General features: G+C 74.1%; 2 protein-coding genes. Both read right to left on the bottom strand.

Going from position 1 to position 17684, the window contains the following annotated elements:
* Positions 1–11: 11 nt before the first annotated feature.
* The gene (locus AC0B61_RS08915) at positions 12–4760 is read right to left on the bottom strand and encodes a type I polyketide synthase (protein ID WP_471739931.1); all 4749 of its coding nucleotides are present in this window, start codon (positions 4758–4760) and stop codon (positions 12–14) included.
* A gap of 30 nt (positions 4761–4790) precedes the next feature.
* Entirely contained in the window at positions 4791–17624 is a 12834-nt protein-coding gene (locus AC0B61_RS08910; RefSeq protein WP_471739930.1) for an SDR family NAD(P)-dependent oxidoreductase, read from the bottom strand.
* Between the last annotated feature and the right edge of the window lie 60 nt (positions 17625–17684).

Raw genomic sequence — 17684 nt, 5'->3', positions numbered from 1 at the left:
GGGATGCCGGTTCATGCGATGCCGAACTTCTCGCCGATGAGGCCGAAGAGGTCGTCGTCGGAGACGGAGTCGAAGTCCTCGGACTCCGCGGGTCGCTCCTCGTCGGAGTCCCGCCACCGGGAGACGAGGGCCTGCATGCGGAGCATGATCCGGGTGTGTTCGGGCGAGCCGGAGCCGAGCCGTTCCAGGGCGTGTTCCAGCCGGTCGAGGCCCTCCTGTGGCGAGCCGCCCCCGGCGGGGCCGTCCTCGGCGAGTTCGGCGCCCAGGTGGGCGGCGAGTGCCGCGGGGGTCGGGTGGTCGAAGACCAGGGTGGCCGGCAGGGTCAGCCCGGTGGAGGCGGCGAGGCGGTTGCGCAGTTCGACGGCGGTCAGCGAGTCGAATCCGGCTTCCTTGAACGCGCGGGTGACGGCGACCGCTTCGAGCGAGCCGTGGCCGAGGACGGCCGCGACATGGCCGCGGACGAGCGCGAGGAGTGCGTCCTCCCGCTCGGCGGCGTCCTTGCCGCGCAGCGAGTCCCGCAGGGCGCCGCCGGTCGTCGTCGCGTCCTCGGCCGCCCCGGCGAGCGACTGCACCTCGGGGAGCCGGGACAGCAGCGGGCTCGGCCGGCCGGTGACGAAGGCGGGTCCGAAGCGCTCCCAGTCCACCGCGGCGACGACCAGATGGGTCTCGTCCCGGAGCAGTGCCTGTTCGAGGGCGGCGATCGCCGACTCCGGTGCCATCGGCAGCATGCCGCCGCGCCGGAGCCGCTCGGTGACGACCTCGGTCTCCGTGGCGAGGCCCGAACCGCCCCAGGAGCCCCAGGCGATGGAGGTGGCCGGGAGGCCCTGGGCGCGGCGGCGCTCGGCCAGGGCGTCCAGGTGAGCGTTGGCCGCCGCGTAGTTGCCCTGCCCGGCGCCGCCCACGGCGCCGGCGAAGGAGGAGAAGAGCACGAACGCCGAGAGGTCCGAGCCCCTGGTCAGCTCGTCGAGGTGATCGGCCGCGTCGGCCTTCGGCCGCAGCACCCGGGCCAGCCGCTCCTCGGTCAGCGACTCCACCACGCCGTCGTCCAGGACGCCCGCCGCGTGGAACACCGCACCGACCGGGTGCTCGGCGAGCAGCCGGGCGAGTGCCTCGCGGTCACCCGCGTCACAGGCGGCCAGCGTGACCTTCGTGCCCAACTGCTCCAGTTCCGCGGCCAGTTCGCGGGCGCCCGGGGCATCCGGGCCCCGTCGGCCGGTGAGCAGCAGCCGCTCGGCGCCGCGGCCGGCCAGCCAGCGCGCGACGTGCGCGCCCAGCGCTCCGGTGCCACCGGTGATCAGTGTCGTGCCGGAGACGTCCAGGGACGCGGCCGGCGCCGGCCCGCTGCGGGCGCCCCGCCCGTCGCGCACCAGTCGGCGGCCGTAGGCGCCGCCTGCGCGGACCGCCACCTGGTCCTCACCCACCGCACCGGACACCACCCGCACCAGCCACGAACCGGCCTCGGCGTCCAACACACCCGGGACGTCCACCAGACCACCCCACACCTGGGACCGCTCCAGCGCCACCACCCGCCCCAGCCCCCAGACCTGAGCCAGCGAGGCAACCGGCGCGACATCAGCGTCGCCCACCGACACCGCACCCCGCGTCACACACCACAACGGCGCCGACACACCCGACTCACCCAGCACCCGCACCAGCGACAACACCGCACCCGAAGACTCCAGGCACGACACCACACCACTCAACGCACCACCCGCCAGCGCCTCCGGCACCTCCCCCGCCGCACACTCCACGACCTCGGCACCCGCCGCACCCAACACCGCCGCCACATCGGCACACCCATCCGCCGACACCACCAACCACCGCCCCGCCAACACAGCCGGCACCTGGCCGGCGAGCGGCGCCCACGTGACGCGGTAGCGCCAGGAGTCGGCGTCGGCCTGCTCGCGGCGCGTCCGGCGCCAGGACGACAGCACCGGCAGGGCATCCGCCAGGCCCGTCAACTCGTCGGCCCCGGCGCCGAGTTCGTCGGCGATCGCGGGCAGGTCGGACCGCTCGACGGCGGCCCAGAACGCGGCGTCCGCGGGATCCTGGCCGACCGGCACCACGGTGCCGGGGCGCGGCCAGTACCGCTGCCGCTGGAAGGGGTAGGTGGGCAGTTCGGTCCGGCCGGCGCCGTCGAGGACGGGAGACCAGTCGACGGGCACGCCGCGGACGTGTGCGTCGGCCGCGGAGAGCAGGAAGCGGCTCAGGCCGCCGTCCTGGCGTCGCAGGGTGCCGAGGGCCGGGGCGTCCAGACCCGGGACCAGGACCGGGTGGGGGCTGACCTCGATGAACACGTGGCCCTGCGCGGCCAGTTGACCGGCGGCCTCCTCAAAACGCACGGTCTGGCGCAGATTGCGGTACCAGTACCCCGCATCCAGCTCACCCCCCTCCAACCACTCACCCGTCACCGTCGACAGGAACGGCACCTCCGCCTTCCCCGGCCGAAGACCCGCCAACACCTCCAGCAACTCCCCCTCAAGCCCCTCCACCTGCGCCGAATGCGACGCGTAGTCCACCGGAACCCGACGCGCACCCTCCACCCGCGCCAACAACTCCTCCAACGGCCCCACCGCACCCGAGACCACCACCGAACGCGGCCCGTTCACCGCCGCCACCGACAACCCGTCCACCAACAGCGCCTCAGCCTCGGCCCGGCCCACCGGCACCGCCACCATCCCGCCACGCCCCGACAACGCCAGCAACGCCCGCGAACGCAACGCCACCACCCGCGCCCCGTCCACCAAACTCAACGCCCCGGACACACACGCAGCCGCGATCTCCCCCTGCGAATGACCCACCACCGCAGCCGGCACCACACCGAAGGAACGCCACAACGAAGCCAGCGACACCATCACCGCCCACAACACGGGCTGCACCACATCCACCCGCGCCAGCGCCGCCTCATCACCCAGCACCTCATCGAGCGACCAGTCCACGAACCCCGACAACGCCTCCCCGCACTCCGCCAACCGCGCCGCGAACACCGGCGACACCCGCGCCAACTCCACCGCCATCCCGACCCACTGAGACCCCTGCCCCGGGAACACGAACACCGGCTTCACGGCGTGGGGCGCCCGGCCTTCGACGAGCCGGCCGGCCGGCTCGCCCGCGGCGAGGGCCGACAGCGCCTCGCGGACACCGTCCTGTCCGGCGGCGACGACGACGGCGCGGTGTTCGAAGCGGGCGCGCGCGGTGGCGAGCGAGCAGGCAGCGTCGGCGAGCGCCGGACCGGGGACGGACCCGAGGAAGGCGACCAGTTCGCGGGCCTGGGCGCGCAGCGCCTCCTCGGACTTCGCGGAGAGGATCCAGGGCAGTTCAGCGTCGACCGGGGTCTGGGTTTCCGGTTCAGCCGGCTCGGTCTGCTCGAACTCCTCGCTCTCCTCCAGGATCACGTGCGCGTTGGTGCCGCTCATGCCGAACGAGGACACGGCCGCACGCCGGGGCTCGCCCGTCCCGTCCCAGGGCCGGGCCTCGGTCAGCAGCGACACCGCGCCCGCGGACCAGTCGACCTGCGGTGTGGGCTCGTCCACGTGCAGGGTCCTGGGCAGGAGCCGGTTGCGCATCGCCAGCACCATCTTGATGACGCCCGCCACGCCGGCCGCGGCCTGGGTGTGCCCGATGTTCGACTTGATCGAACCGAGCCACAGCGGCCGGTCCTCCGGGCGCTCCCGGCCGTAGGTGGCGAGCAGCGCCTGCGCCTCGATCGGGTCTCCCAGCATGGTGCCGGTGCCGTGCGCCTCGACGGCGTCGACCTGCTCGGGCGCGAGCCGGGCGTCGGACAGGGCCTGGCGGATCACCCGCTGCTGGGCGGGGCCGTTGGGCGCCGTCAGACCGTTGGACGCGCCGTCCTGGTTGACGGCCGAGCCGCGGATCACGGCCAGCACCCGGTGCCCGTTGCGCCGCGCATCCGACAGCCGCTCCAGGAGCAGCAGGCCGACGCCCTCCCCCCAGCCGGTACCGTCCGCCGCCGCGGCGAACGGCTTGCAGCGGCCGTCCGAGGCCAGCCCGCGCTGCCGGGAGAACTCGGTGAAGGTGGTCGGGCTGGCCATCACGGTGACCCCGCCGGCCAGGGCGAGCGAACACTCCTCCTTGCGCAGCGCCTGCGCGGCCAGGTGGAGGGCCACCAGGGAGGAGGAGCAGGCGGTGTCGACCGTGACGGCCGGTCCCTCCAGGCCGAGGGCGTAGGAGATCCGGCCGGACAGCACGCTGCCCGCGTTGCCGGTGGCGAGGTAGCCGTCGACCTCCTCGGGCCCGGCGACCAGGACGGTGCCGTAGTCGCCGCCGTTGGAGCCGACGAAGACGCCGGTCCGGCTGCCGCGCACGGCCGACGGGTCGAGGCCGGCCCGCTCGAAGGCCTCCCAGGAGGTCTCCAGCAGCAGCCGCTGCTGCGGATCCATGGCCAGCGCCTCACGCGGCGAGATCCCGAAGAAACCCGCGTCGAACTCGCCCGCCTCGTGGAGGAACGCGCCCTCCCGGACGTACGAGCGGCCCGCCGCGTCCGGATCCTCGTCGAACAGGGCCTCCAGGTCCCAGCCCCGGTCGGTAGGGAAGGGGGACACGGCGTCCCGGCCCGCGACGAGCGTCTCCCACAGTTTCTGCGGGGTGTCCGCGCCGCCGGGGAAGCGACAGCTCATCGCGACGATCGCGACGGGCTCACGGGCGGCGTCGGCGAGACGGCGGTTCTGCTCCCGCAGCCGCTCGGCCTCCTTGAGCGAGGTCCGCAGCGCTTCCAGCAGCTTGTCGTTCGATGCAACCATTTCTCAGTTCCACACTTTCCGGCGGGTCGCTCAGGATCCGTTGTTGCCCAGGGCCAGCTGAATCAGCGCGTCGGCGTCCATCTCGTCGATGGCGGCCGGGGCGTCCCCGGCCGGCGCCGAGGACGTCTCGTCGAGGCCGGCGAGCTTCAGCAGGACGTCCATCAGTCCGGCCTCCCGGATCCGGGAGAACGGCAGGGTGGCGAGCGCCTGCCGGATCCTCGTCTCCTCCGGATCGGTGCCGCCCGGGCCGCCGGTGAGCTCGGCCAGCAGGTGGTCGGCGAGCGCGGACGGCGCCGGGTGGTCGAAGACCAGGGTGGCGGGCAGGGCGAGGCCGGTGGCCGCACCGAGCCGGTTGCGCAGTTCGACCGCCGTCAGCGAGTCGAACCCCAGGTCCTTGAAGGCCTGTTCGGCATCGATGCGCCCGGCCGTCCCGTGCCCGAGCACACCGGCCACGTGGGTGCGCACCAGCTCCAGTACGGCATCCGGCCGCTCGGCCGCCGGCAGGGCGGCCAACCGCTCGGCGAAGCCGGAGCCGGCGGCGGCCGGGCCGTCCTGGGGCGCGGTGCGCACGGCCTCGGGGATCGCGTCGAGCAGCGGGCTCGGACGGGCCGAGGTGAAGCCGGGCGCGAACCGTGCCCAGTCGATGTCGACGACCGTCGCCGTGGGCCGCCCGTCGGCGAGGAGCCGTTCGAGCGCCGAGAACGCGGTGTCGGGGCGCAGGGGCGACATCCCGGCGAGCCGCATCCGGGCCGCGACGGCCGGGTCGGTCGCCATGCCGCCGGCGGCCCAGGGGCCCCAGGCGATGGAGGTGGCCGGGAGTCCCTGGGCGCGGCGGCGCTCGGCCAGGGCGTCCAGGTGGGCGTTGGCCGCCGCGTAGTTGCCCTGCCCCGCACCGCCGACCGAACCGGCGACGGAGGAGAACAGCACGAACGCCGAGAGGTCCAGGCCCCTGGTCAGCTCGTCGAGGTGATCGGCCGCGTCGGCCTTCGGCCGCAGCACCCGGGCCAGCCGCTCCTCGGTCAGCGACTCCACCACGCCGTCGTCCAGGACGCCCGCCGCGTGGAACACCGCGCCGACCGGGTGCTCGGCGAGCAGGGCCGCCAGGGACTCCCGATCGGCGACATCGCACGCCGCCACCGTCACCGCCGTTCCCAACTGCTCCAGCTCGTCCGCCAGTTCGCGCGCACCGGGGGCCTCGATGCCCCGCCGGCCGGTGAGCACCAGCCGCTCGGCGCCGCGGCCGGCCAGCCAGCGCGCGACGTGCGCGCCCAGCGCTCCGGTGCCACCGGTGACCAGCACCGAGCCGGGGGCCCGCCACTCCGCACCGGACGGTGCGGCGCTGGCGCCGGAGGATTCGCGCACCAGTCGGCGGCCGTACGCACCGCCTGCGCGGACCGCCACCTGGTCCTCACCCACCGCACCGGACACCACCCGCACCAGCCATGAACCGGCCTCGGCGTCCAACACACCCGGGACGTCCACCAGACCACCCCACACCTGGGACCGCTCCAGCGCCACCACCCGCCCCAGCCCCCAGACCTGAGCCAGCGAGGCAACCGGCGCGACATCAGCGTCGCCCACCGACACCGCACCCCGCGTCACACACCACAACGGCGCCGACACACCCGACTCACCCAACACCCGCACCAGCGACAACACCGCACCCGACGACTCCAGGCACGACACCACACCACTCAACGCACCACCCGCCAGCGCCTCCGGCACCTCCCCCGCCGCACACTCCACGACCTCGGCACCCGCCGCACCCAACACCGCCGCCACATCGGCACACCCATCCGCCGACACCACCAACCACCGCCCCGCCAACACAGCCGGCACCTGTCCGGCGAGCGGCGCCCACGTGACGCGGTACAGCAGCTCGTCCAGCGTGGACGCGCCCGCGGCGCCGCCCAGCCACGCGGGCAGCTCGGCCCGCTCGGCCGGGGTCGGCCAGTACCGCTCACGCTGGAAGGCGTACGTCGGAAGGTCGGGGGCGGAGGCCGCGGTCGTACCGAAGAGCGCCGACCGGTCGACCGGCACACCGGCGGCGTGCGCCCGTCCGAGCGCGTCGATGAAGCTCCGCGGCTCGGGCCTGCCCTTGCGCAGCAGCGGAATCGTCACGGCCTCGGGCGCCGCTCCGTTCTCCGGGCCGGTGAGGATGCCCTGCACCATCGCGGAGAGCACGCCGTCCGGGCCGAGCTCCACGAAACGGGTCGCGCCCAGTTCCGAGGTGGTGCGGATGCCGTCGTGGAACAGCACCGCCTGGCGGACATGCCGCACCCAGTAGTCCGGGGACGTCAACTCCTCCGCGGTAGCGAGCGCGCCGGTCACGTTGGAGACCACCGGGATCCGGGGCGCAGCCGCCGCCAGACGGCTGACCACTGCACCGAACTCGGCCAGCATCGGCTCCATCAACGGCGAGTGGAAGGCGTGGCTCACCGACAGGCGCTTCGCCCGGTGACCGGCTGCCACTGCGTCCTGCTCGATCTTCTCGATCGCCTCCGCGTCGCCCGAAAGCACCACCGACCGGGGACCGTTGACCGCGGCCACATCGACCAAGCCCTCACAACCGGCCAGGAGTTCTGCCGCAACCTCGGGCGTCACAGCCACCGCGAGCATCGCGCCACCCGCAGGCAGCGCCTGCATCAGCCGCCCCCGCGCCGCCACCAGCGCGGCAGCGTCCTCCAACGAGAACACCCCCGCCACATGCGCCGCCGCCACCTCACCGATCGAATGCCCCAGCAGGACGTCCGGGCGCACACCCCACGACTCCACCAACCGGAACAGCGCCACCTCCAACGCGAACAACCCCGCCTGCGCCCACACCGTCCGGTTCAGCAACCCGGCATCCGCACCGAACACCACATCCCGGACCGAACCGTCCAGGTGCCCGTCCAACTCCGCACACACCGCATCGAACGCACCCGCGAACACCGGGAACGCCCCGTACAACTCCCGACCCATCCCCAACCGCTGGGAACCCTGACCGGTGAACAGGAACGCCAACTTCCCGCTTTCCCGGGCGAGTTGGATCTCCCCCGCACCGCCCGCCAGGCCCTGCAGCGCGCCGAGGAGTTCCACGCGGTCGGCAGCGGTCAGCACGGCGCGGCGGGCGAAGGCCGTACGGGCCACCGCGAGCTCGCGCCCGATCGCGCCGAGGTCCGCATCCGGACGGGAGGCGAGGTACGAGCCCAGCCGCTCGGCCTGGGCGCGCAGCGCCTCCGCCGTCTTGGCCGACAGCGGCCACACCACCGGGAGGGTGGACGACAGTGGGGCGGCCGGGGCCGTCTCGGCCTCCGCCGGGGCCTGTTCGAGCACGAGGTGCGCATTGGTGCCGCTCATGCCGAACGAGGACACGGCGGCCCGACGCGGCCGGCCCGCCTCCGGCCACTCCTGGCGTTCCGTCAGCAGCGCCACGGCGCCGGAGGTCCAGTCGACGTGCGGAGTCGGCTCGTCCAGGTTCAGCGACCTCGGCAGCACGCCGTTGCGCATCGCCATGACCGTCTTGATCACGCCCGCCACGCCGGCCGCGGCCTGGGTGTGCCCGATGTTGGACTTGATCGAACCGAGCCACAGCGGTCGGTCGTCGGGGCGCCCGCGGCCGTAGGTGGCGAGCAGCGCCTGCGCCTCGATCGGGTCGCCGAGGGCCGTGCCCGTGCCGTGCGCCTCCACGGCGTCGACGTCGGCGCCGGTCAGACCCGCGTTGGCGAGGGCCTGGCGGATCACCCGCTGCTGGGACGGGCCGTTGGGCGCGGTCAGGCCGTTCGACGCGCCGTCCTGGTTGACGGCCGAGCCACGGATCACGGCCAGCACCCGGTGCCCGTTGCGCCGGGCGTCCGAGAGCCGCTCCACGAGCAGCATGCCCGCGCCCTCCGACCAGCCCGTGCCGTCGGCCGCGGCGGCGAACGGCTTGCAGCGGCCGTCCGGCGACAGGCCGCGCTGGCGGCTGAACTCGATGAACGACACCGGGGTGGACATGACGGTCACCCCGCCGGCCAGCGCGAGCGAGCACTCCCCGCGCCGCAGCGCCTCGGCGGCCAGGTGCAGTGCGACCAGCGACGAGGAACAGGCGGTGTCCACCGTCAGCGCCGGTCCTTCGAGGCCGAGCGTGTACGCGATCCGGCCGGAGGCGACACTCCCGGCACCACCCGTGCCGAGGTACCCCTCCAGGTTCTCCGCGGACGCCGAGACGAGCGCCGTGTAGTCCTGGCCGTTGGTGCCGACGAACACGCCGGTGCCGCTGCCGCGAACCGACTCGGGCGTCACACCGGCCCGCTCGAACGCCTCCCAGCTCGTTTCGAGCAGGAGCCGCTGCTGCGGGTCCATCGCCAGCGCCTCGCGCGGCGAGATCCCGAAGAAGCCGGCGTCGAACTCGGCGGCGTCGTGCAGGAATCCACCGCCCCGGGTGTAGGTCGTGCCGATCCGGTCGGCGTCGGGGTCGTGGAGGGCGTCGAGGTTCCATCCCCGGTCGGCCGGGAACGGCGTGATGGCGTCGACCTCGCCGTCGACCAGCCGCCACAGCTCCTCCGGGGAGTTCGCCCCGCCCGGGAAGCGGCAGCTCATACCGATGATCGCGATCGGTTCGTCGCTGCCGACCGTGCGGTGCGCGACCTGCGCCCGGTCGTCGCCCCCGAGCAGTTCGGCCCGCAGGTGCCGGACCAGTGCGGCGGGGGTGGGGTGGTCGAAGACCAGGGTCGTGGGCAGGCTCAGTCCGGTCGCCCGGTTCAGACGGTTGCGGAACTCGACGGCCGTCATGGAGTCGAAGCCGAGGTCACGGAAGGCGCGTTCGACGTCCTCGGTCTCCTGCGCGTCGTGCCCGAGCACGGCGACGACGGTCTCCCGGACCAGGTCGAGCAGGGCGCGACCCGGGTCCTCGGCCGAGTCGAACCCGTGCGTCGGGGAGGACGCGGCGGCGTTCTCCGCCGGGGCGGCCGGCTGCTGCGACGGCGTCCGGCGCACCTCGGCCGGGGCGGTGTCGGGCCAGTAGCGCTGACGCTGGAAGGGGTACGTGGGCAGGTCGACGCGGTGCGCGCCCGAACCCTCGTACACGGCCCGCCAGTCGGGGGTGGTGCCCCAGCAGTGCAGCGCGCCCAGGGCGGCGGCGACCGCCTGGTCCTCGGGGCGGTCGAGGCGCAGGAGGGAGGCGAAGACGTGAGCGTCGGTCGCGGAGTCGGTCGCGGAGTCGGTGCCGGTGAGGCAGTCCTGGGCGAGCGCCGTCAGGACGGCGTCCGGACCGAGCTCCACGAACCTGGCCGCGCCGAGCTGGGCTGCGGTGCGGACACCGTTGTGGAACAGCACGGCCTGGCGGACGTGCCGGACCCAGTAGTCGGGGGAGGTCAGCTCCTCCGTCGTGGCGAGGGCGCCGGTGACGTTGGAGACGATCGGGATCCGGGGCTCGGTCGCGGCCAGACGGCTGACGACCGCGCCGAACTCGGCCAGCATCGGCTCCATCAGCGGCGAGTGGAAGGCGTGGCTGACCGACAGGCGCTTCACCCGCAGCCCCGCCGAGCGCACCAGTCCGGCCAGCTCCTCGACGGCCTCCTCCGCACCGGAGAACACCACGGATCGCGGACCGTTCACGGCGGCCACGTCGACCCGGCCGGCGAACCCGGCGAGCAGCTCCGCCGACTCCTCGACCGGCACCCCGACAGCCAGCATCGCGCCACCGGCAGGCAGGGCCTGCATCAGCCGACCGCGCGCGGCCACCAGCGCGGCCGCGTCCTCCAGCGAGAACACCCCCGCCACATGGGCGGCGACGACCTCACCGATCGAGTGCCCGAGCAGGAGGTCGGACGAGATGCCCCAGGACTCCAGCAGGCGGAACAGCGCCACCTCCAGGGCGAACAGCCCCGCCTGGGCCCACACCGTCCGGTTCAGCAGCTCCGCATCCGCGCCGAACACGACATCCCGGACGGAACCGTCCAGGTGCTTGTCCAGCTCCGCGCACACCGCGTCGAACGCAGCCGCGAACACCGGGAAGGCCTCGTACAACTCCCGTCCCATGCCCGGCTTCTGGGAGCCCTGACCGGTGAACAGGAACACCGTCTTGCCGCCGGAAGCGGCGACGTCCACCAGCTCCTTGGCCTGACGTCCCCCGGCCAGAGCCGCAAGCCCCCGCAGCAACCCGTCCCGGTCCGCCGCCACCACCGCGGCCCGGCGGGCGAGCGGGGATCGGGTCGTCGCGAGGGAGAAGGCCACGTCGGCCACGGTCAGGGAGTTGTCCGCAGAGACCCGGGCGGCCAGTCGCGCGGCCTGCTCCCGGAGCGCGGCGTCGTTGCGCGCGGAGAGCACGGCGACCGGCGGAACCGCCACCGGGCCCGCCGGAGCAGCCGGCTCCGCACTCTGCGGGGCCTGTTCGAGGACGACGTGCGCGTTGGTGCCGCTGATGCCGAACGAGGACACCCCCGCACGACGCGGACGCCCCGTCTCCGGCCACTCCCGGACCTCCGTCAACAGCGCGACCTCACCCGCCGACCAGTCCACCTGCGGCGACGGCGCATCCACATGCAGCGTCCGCGGCAGCACACCGTGCCGCATCGCCTGCACCATCTTGATCACACCCGCCACACCCGCCGCCGCCTGCGTGTGCCCCAGATTCGACTTCACCGACCCCAGCCACAGCGGACGGTCCGCCGAACGACCCTGCCCGTACGTCGCCAACAACGCCTGCGCCTCGATCGGATCCCCCAACGAGGTCCCCGTCCCGTGCGCCTCCACCGCGTCGACGTCCTCGGCCGTCAGCCGCGACTTCTGGAGCGCCATGGTGATGACGCGCTGCTGCGAGGGCCCGTTGGGCGCGGTCATCCCGTTCGAGGCGCCGTCCTGGTTCACCGCCGAGCTACGGATCACGGCCAGCACCTGGTGCCCGTTGCGCCGCGCGTCCGACAGCCGCTCCAGCAGCACCAGCCCGATGCCCTCCGACCAGGAGGTGCCGTCGGCGCCGGCGGCGAACGGCTTGCAGCGGCCGTCGGCGGCGAGGCCGCGCTGACGGGAGAACTCGACGAAGGTGTTCGGGCTGGACATCACGGTGACGCCGCCGGCGAGCGCCAGCGAGCACTCGCCCTCGCGCAGCGCCTGGCTGGCCAGGTGCATCGCGACCAGCGAGGAGGAGCAGGCGGTGTCGATCGTCACGGCCGGCCCTTCGAGGCCGAGGCTGTAGGCGATCCGGCCCGAGGCGATGCTGCCCGCGCTGCCGTTGCCGGCGTAGCCCTCCAGGCCCTCCTGGTGCTGCACCAGGTTGACGTAGTCGTGGTACATCACGCCGGTGAAGACGCCGGTCTGGCTGCCTCGGACCGAGGCCGGGGCGATCCCGGCCCGCTCGAAGGTCTCCCACGCGGCCTCCAGGAGGAGCCGCTGCTGCGGGTCCATCGCCAGGGCCTCGCGGGGCGAGATCCCGAAGAAGACCGGGTCGAAGTCGGCTGCCCCGTCGAGGAATCCGCCCTCCCGGACGTACGAGGTTCCCTGGCGCTCGGGGTCCGGGTCGAACAGGGCGTCCAGGTCCCAGCCGCGGTCGTCGGGGAAGCCGCTGATCGCGTCGCCGCCGTTCGCCACGAGGTCCCAGAGGTCCTCGGGGGTACGGACACCGCCGGGGAAGCGGCAGCTCATGCCGACGATGGCGATCGGCTCGTCGACCGGCGCGGCCGTGGTCGCGCCCGCCGTCGGGAGGGCGGTGCGGCCTTCGAGCAGTCGGGTCCGGAGGTGGCCGGCGAGGGCCGACGGGCTGGGCTGGTCGAAGGCGAGGGTCGCGGGCAGGCGCAGTCCGGTGGCGGCGCCGAGCCGGTTGCGCAGCTCGACGGCGGTGAGGGAGTCGAAGCCGAGGTCCTTGAACACCCGGGTGGGGTCGAGCGGTTCGTTGGCCGCCAGGCCCAGCACGGCTGCCACCTCGGTGGCCACCAGGTCGAGCAGCACCCGCTCCTGCTGGGCCTCGGGGAGGTTGGCGAGGCTGCGGGCGAGGCGGTTGCCGTCGGTCGGGCCGGTGTCGGCCGTCGCGGCGGCGTTCCTCCGGACCGGGGCCGTCACCAGTCCGCGCAGGACGGGCGGCAGTTCGCTCGCGGTGCGCAGCGAGGCGCGGTCCAGGCGCATCGGGTACAGCACGGGGTGGTCGTGGATGAGGCCGGCGTCGAAGAGCGCAAGACCCTCCTGCGTGGACAGCGGCAGCATCCCGCCCCGCGAGATCCGCCCCACCTCCACCGCACCCAGACCCGCCGTCATCCCACTGCGCTCAGCCCACAGACCCCACGCCAACGACGTGGCGGGCAGACCAAGACCACGACGGTACTGCGCGAACCCGTCCAGGAACGCGTTCGCCGCCGCGTAACTCCCCTGCCCAGGAGCCCCCAGGACCCCCGACGCCGACGAGAACACCACGAACGCCGACAACCCCAGACCCGCCGTCAACTCATGCAGGCTCACCACCGCATCCACCTTCGGACGCAACACCCCGTCCACCCGCGCAGGCGTCAACGACTCCACCACACCGTCGTCCAACACACCCGCCGCATGGACCACCGCAGTCAACGGCCGACCGGCCGGGACACCGTCCAACAGCTCCGCCAACGCCGCACGGTCCGCCGCATCACACGCCACCACACACGCCGACGCACCCAACCCGGCCAACTCCGCCACGAACTCCGCAGCACCCTCCGACGCCAGACCGCGACGACCCGTCAACACCAGATGACGGACCCCGTGAACCTCCACCAAGTGCCGGGCCACCAACCGACCCAACACCCCCAGACCACCCGTGACCAACACCGTCCCACCAGGCGCGAACCCCACACCACCGCCCGACGAGTCCAGCCCCGCACGCACCAGCCGAGGCACCGACACCACACCCGCACGCACCGCGACCTGCGACTCCACCCCCACCGCCACAACACCCACCAGCGCCGACGACTCCGGCGAACCATCCACATCCACCAGCACGAACCGACCCGGATGCTCCGACTGCGCCGACCGCACCAGACCCCACACCGCCGCAGCCGCCGGATCCACCAACCCGTCCCCGGCCGAACCCGACACCGCACCACGCGTCACGAACACCAACCGACGCGAAGCGTCATCCCCGGCCAACACCCCCTGCACCAAGGCCAACACCCCGTGCACCACAGCCCGCACACCCCCAGAGGTATCCACCTCCACCAACTCCACCGACCCGGACCAACCCCCCTCCTTCGACGGGTTGCCGAGCGCCACCCAGTCCAGCCGGAAGAGGGCGTCACCGGTCGGGGCGAGCTGTCCTGCGGCCAGCTGCCGCAGGGTGAGCGAGTCGACGGTCACGACCGGCAGGCCCCGCTCGTCCGTCGCGGTCAGCGACACGGCTTCGTCGCCCGCGGAGACCAGCCGCACCCGCAGGGCCGCGGCGCCGGCGGCGTGGAGCGTGACGCCGCTCCACGCGAACGGCAGCCGGGCGGCGCCGTCCTCGGGCAGCAGGGCCCCGACGCCCATCGCCTGGAGGGCGGCGTCGAGCAGCGCCGGGTGCAGGCCGAACCGGGCCGCCTCCTGCTGCTCCTGGTCCAGCCGGACCTCCGCGAACACCTCCGCACCGCGCCGCCAGGCCGCCCGCAGGCCCTGGAAGGCCGGGCCGTAGCCGAAGCCGGCCGCCGCCCGTCGGGGGTAGAAGTCCGCGAGGTCGAGCGGCTCGGCGCCGACAGGCGGCCAGGTCTCCGCCGCGGCCGGGACCGCCTCGCTCCGGCCCGCGGCCTCCCGGGCGACGACGCCCTTGGCGTGCCGGGTCCACTCGCCGTCCGCCCCTCGGGCGTAGACGGTGACGGTCCGCCGGTCGGTGCCGTCGGCCGCGTCCACGGCGACCTGGAGCTGGAGTTCGCCGTGCTCCGGCAGGACGAGCGGCGCTTCGAGCGTCAGCTCCTCCAGCCGGCCGCAGCCGACCTGGTCCCCGGCCCGAACGGCCAGTTCCACCAGGGCGGTTCCGGGCAGCAGCACGACGCCGTGCACGGTGTGGTCGGCCAGCCACGCCTGGGAGCGCAGCGACAGCCGGCCGGTGAACACGAAGCCGTCGGACCCCGCCAGCACCACCATCGCGCCGAGCAGCGGGTGGCCGACGGCCTCCACACCGGCCGAGGCCACGTCGCCGGCGTCGGCGCCGGCCTCCAGCCAGTACCGCTCCCGCTGGAACGGGTAGGTCGGCAGGTCGACCCGCGCGGCGCCCGGAAGGACGGCCGCCCAGTCGACGCCCGTGCCGTGGGTGTGGACCTCGGCGACGGCGCGGCCGAGGCTGCGCACCTCGTCCGTGCCGCGGCGCAGCACGGAGCTCCAGCGGGCGTCCCGCGGGGTGTCGGCGAGGCAGAGCTGTCCCATGGCGCTCAGCACGCCGTCGGGGCCGAGCTCCAGGTACGTGGTGACGCCGTGGGCGTCGAGGGCCCGTACGCCGTCGTGGAAGCGCACCGCCTCGCGGACGTGGCGCACCCAGTACTCGGGTGTGCTGAGCTCCTCGGCCGTGGCGATCCGGCCGGTGACGTTGGAGACGATCGGGATGGTCGGGGGGCGGAAGTCCAGTCGTTCGACGACGCTGCGGAAGCGGTCGAGCATCGGCTCCATGCGCGGCGAGTGGAAGGCGTGGCTGACCCGCAGCCGCTTGGTGCGGCGGCCGGTGAGCAGCCGGGCGAGGGCGTCGATGGCGTCCTCGTCGCCCGAGAGGACCACGGCGGCGGGGCCGTTGACGGCCGCGATGTCCGCGCGGCCCTCGAAGCCGGCGAGCAGCGGGCGGACGTCGTCCTCCGCCGCCTCGACGGAGAGCATGGCGCCGCCCTCGGGCAGCGACTGCATGAGCCTGCCGCGCGCGGCGACGAGGGCGCAGGCCTGCGGCAGCGTCAGCAGGCCGGCGACGTGCGCCGCCACGAGCTCGCCGATGGAGTGGCCGAGCAGCACGTCGGGGCGGATGCCCCAGCTCTCGGTCAGCCGGAAGAGCGCGACTTCGAGGGCGAAGAGGCCGGCCTGGGTGTACTCGGTGCGGTGGAGCAGTCGGGCGTTCGCGCTGTCCTCCGCCGCGAAGGCGACGTCGCGGACGGGGGTGTCGAAGTAGCGGTCGAGTTCACGGCAGGCCGCGTCGAAGGCCTCGGCGAACACGGGGTAGGCGCCGTACAGGGCCCGTCCCGTGCCGGCCCGCTGGGAGCCCTGCCCGGTGAACAGGAAGGCGGTCCGCCCGCCGCTGCCCGTGCTGCCCTGCACGACCGCTGCGGAGGGGGTGCCGGCGGCGAGGGCGAGGAGCCCGTCGCGGATCTCGGTGGCGTCGGCGCCGAGGACGACGGCCCGGTGGTCGAAGGCGGTACGGGTGGTGGCGAGCGAGTAGCCGAGGTCGGAGAGGTCCGCGGTGGTCTCGGTCCCGGTGAGCCGGGCGGCGAGGGCGGCGGCCTGCTCCCGTACGGCCGCGGTGCTGCGGGCCGCCAACGGGAGTGCTGCCAGCGGCAGTTCGGGCCGGCCAGTGGGCCCGGCGGGCTCGGTGGGCTCGGTGGACTCGGTCTCCTCGACCGGGGCCTGTTCGAGGACGACGTGGGCGTTGGTCCCGCTGATCCCGAAGGAGGACACGCCCGCCCGGCGCGGACGGCCGGTCTGCGGCCAGTCGGTCCGCTCGGACAGCAGCCGGACGTCGCCGGCGGTCCAGTCGACCTGCGGGCTCGGCTCGTCCACGTGCAGGGTCTTGGGGAGCACGCCGTTGCGCAGCGCCATCACCATCTTGATGACGCCGGCCGCGCCCGCGGCGGCCTGGGTGTGCCCGAGGTTGGACTTGACCGAACCGAGCCACAGCGGGCGGCCGTCGGGGCGTTCCCGCCCGTAGGTGGCGAGCAGCGCGTGGGCCTCGATCGGGTCGCCGAGCATCGTGCCGGTGCCGTGCGCCTCGACGGCGTCGACCTCGCCGGCCGTCAGCCCGGCCTGCTCCAGGGCCTGCCGGATCACCCGCTGCTGCGAGGGGCCGTTGGGGACGGTCAGCCCGCTGCTCGCACCGTCCTGGTTGACGGCGGAGCCGCGGAGCACGGCTAGCACGGGGTGCCCGTTGGCCTGGGCGTCCGACAGCCGTTCCAGCAGGAACAGGCCGACGCCCTCGCCCCAGCCGGTGCCGTCCGCGGCGGCGGCGAAGGGCTTGCAGCGGCCGTCGGCGGCGAGGCCGCGCTGCTGGCTGAAGTCGACGAACAGGTCGAGCGTCGACATCACCGTGACGCCGCCGGCCAGGGCCAGGGTGCACTCGCCCTGGCGCAGGGCCTGGGCGGCCAGGTGCAGGGTGACCAGCGAGGAGGAGCAGGCCGTGTCCACCGTCACGGCCGGTCCCTCCAGGCCGAGGGTGTAGGAGATGCGGCCGGAGGCCACGCTGCCCGCGTTGCCGCTGCCGGCGTACACCTCGACGCCCTCCGGGAGGGTGTCCAGGCGAGACGCGTAGTCGTGGTGCATGACGCCGACGTAGACGCCGGTGCGGCTGCCGCGCACGGACGACGGGTCGATGCCGGCCCGCTCGAAGGCCTCCCAGGAGGTCTCCAGCAGCAGCCGCTGCTGCGGGTCCATGGCCAGGGCCTCGCGCGGCGAGATCCCGAAGAAGCCGGCGTCGAACTCGTCGGCGCGGTCGAGGAATCCGCCGTCCCGGACGTAGGTGGTGCCCTGCTGGTCCGGGTCGGGGTGGTAGACGGCCGCGGTGTCCCAGCCGCGGTCGTCGGGGAAGGGGCCGACCGCGTCGCGGCCGTCGAGGACGAGCTGCCACAGGTCCTCGGGGCTGGTCACGCCCCCGGGGTAGCGGCAGCTCATCGCGACGATCGCGATCGGCTCGGCCGTCTCGGCGTCGTGCAGCCGCTTCTTGGTCTGGTGCAGTTCGGCGGTCACCCAGCGGAGGTGGTCGAGCAGCTTCTCTTCGTTGGTCATGACGTCCGGACTCCAGTCGATCAAGAGAGTGACACCGTTCACGGGGGCGGCTGGCGCCCC

The organism is Kitasatospora sp. NPDC023385 (assembly GCF_055664045.1).
This window is presented reverse-complemented; position numbering and strand designations above follow the sequence as displayed.

Bases quoted from the DNA above. Each gene is read 5' to 3' on its own strand.
- AC0B61_RS08915 (WP_471739931.1), bottom strand. From the start codon at position 4,760: ATGGTTGCATCGAACGACAAGCTGCTGGAAGCGCTGCGGACCTCGCTC.
- AC0B61_RS08910 (WP_471739930.1), bottom strand. From the start codon at position 17,624: ATGACCAACGAAGAGAAGCTGCTCGACCACCTCCGCTGGGTGACCGCC.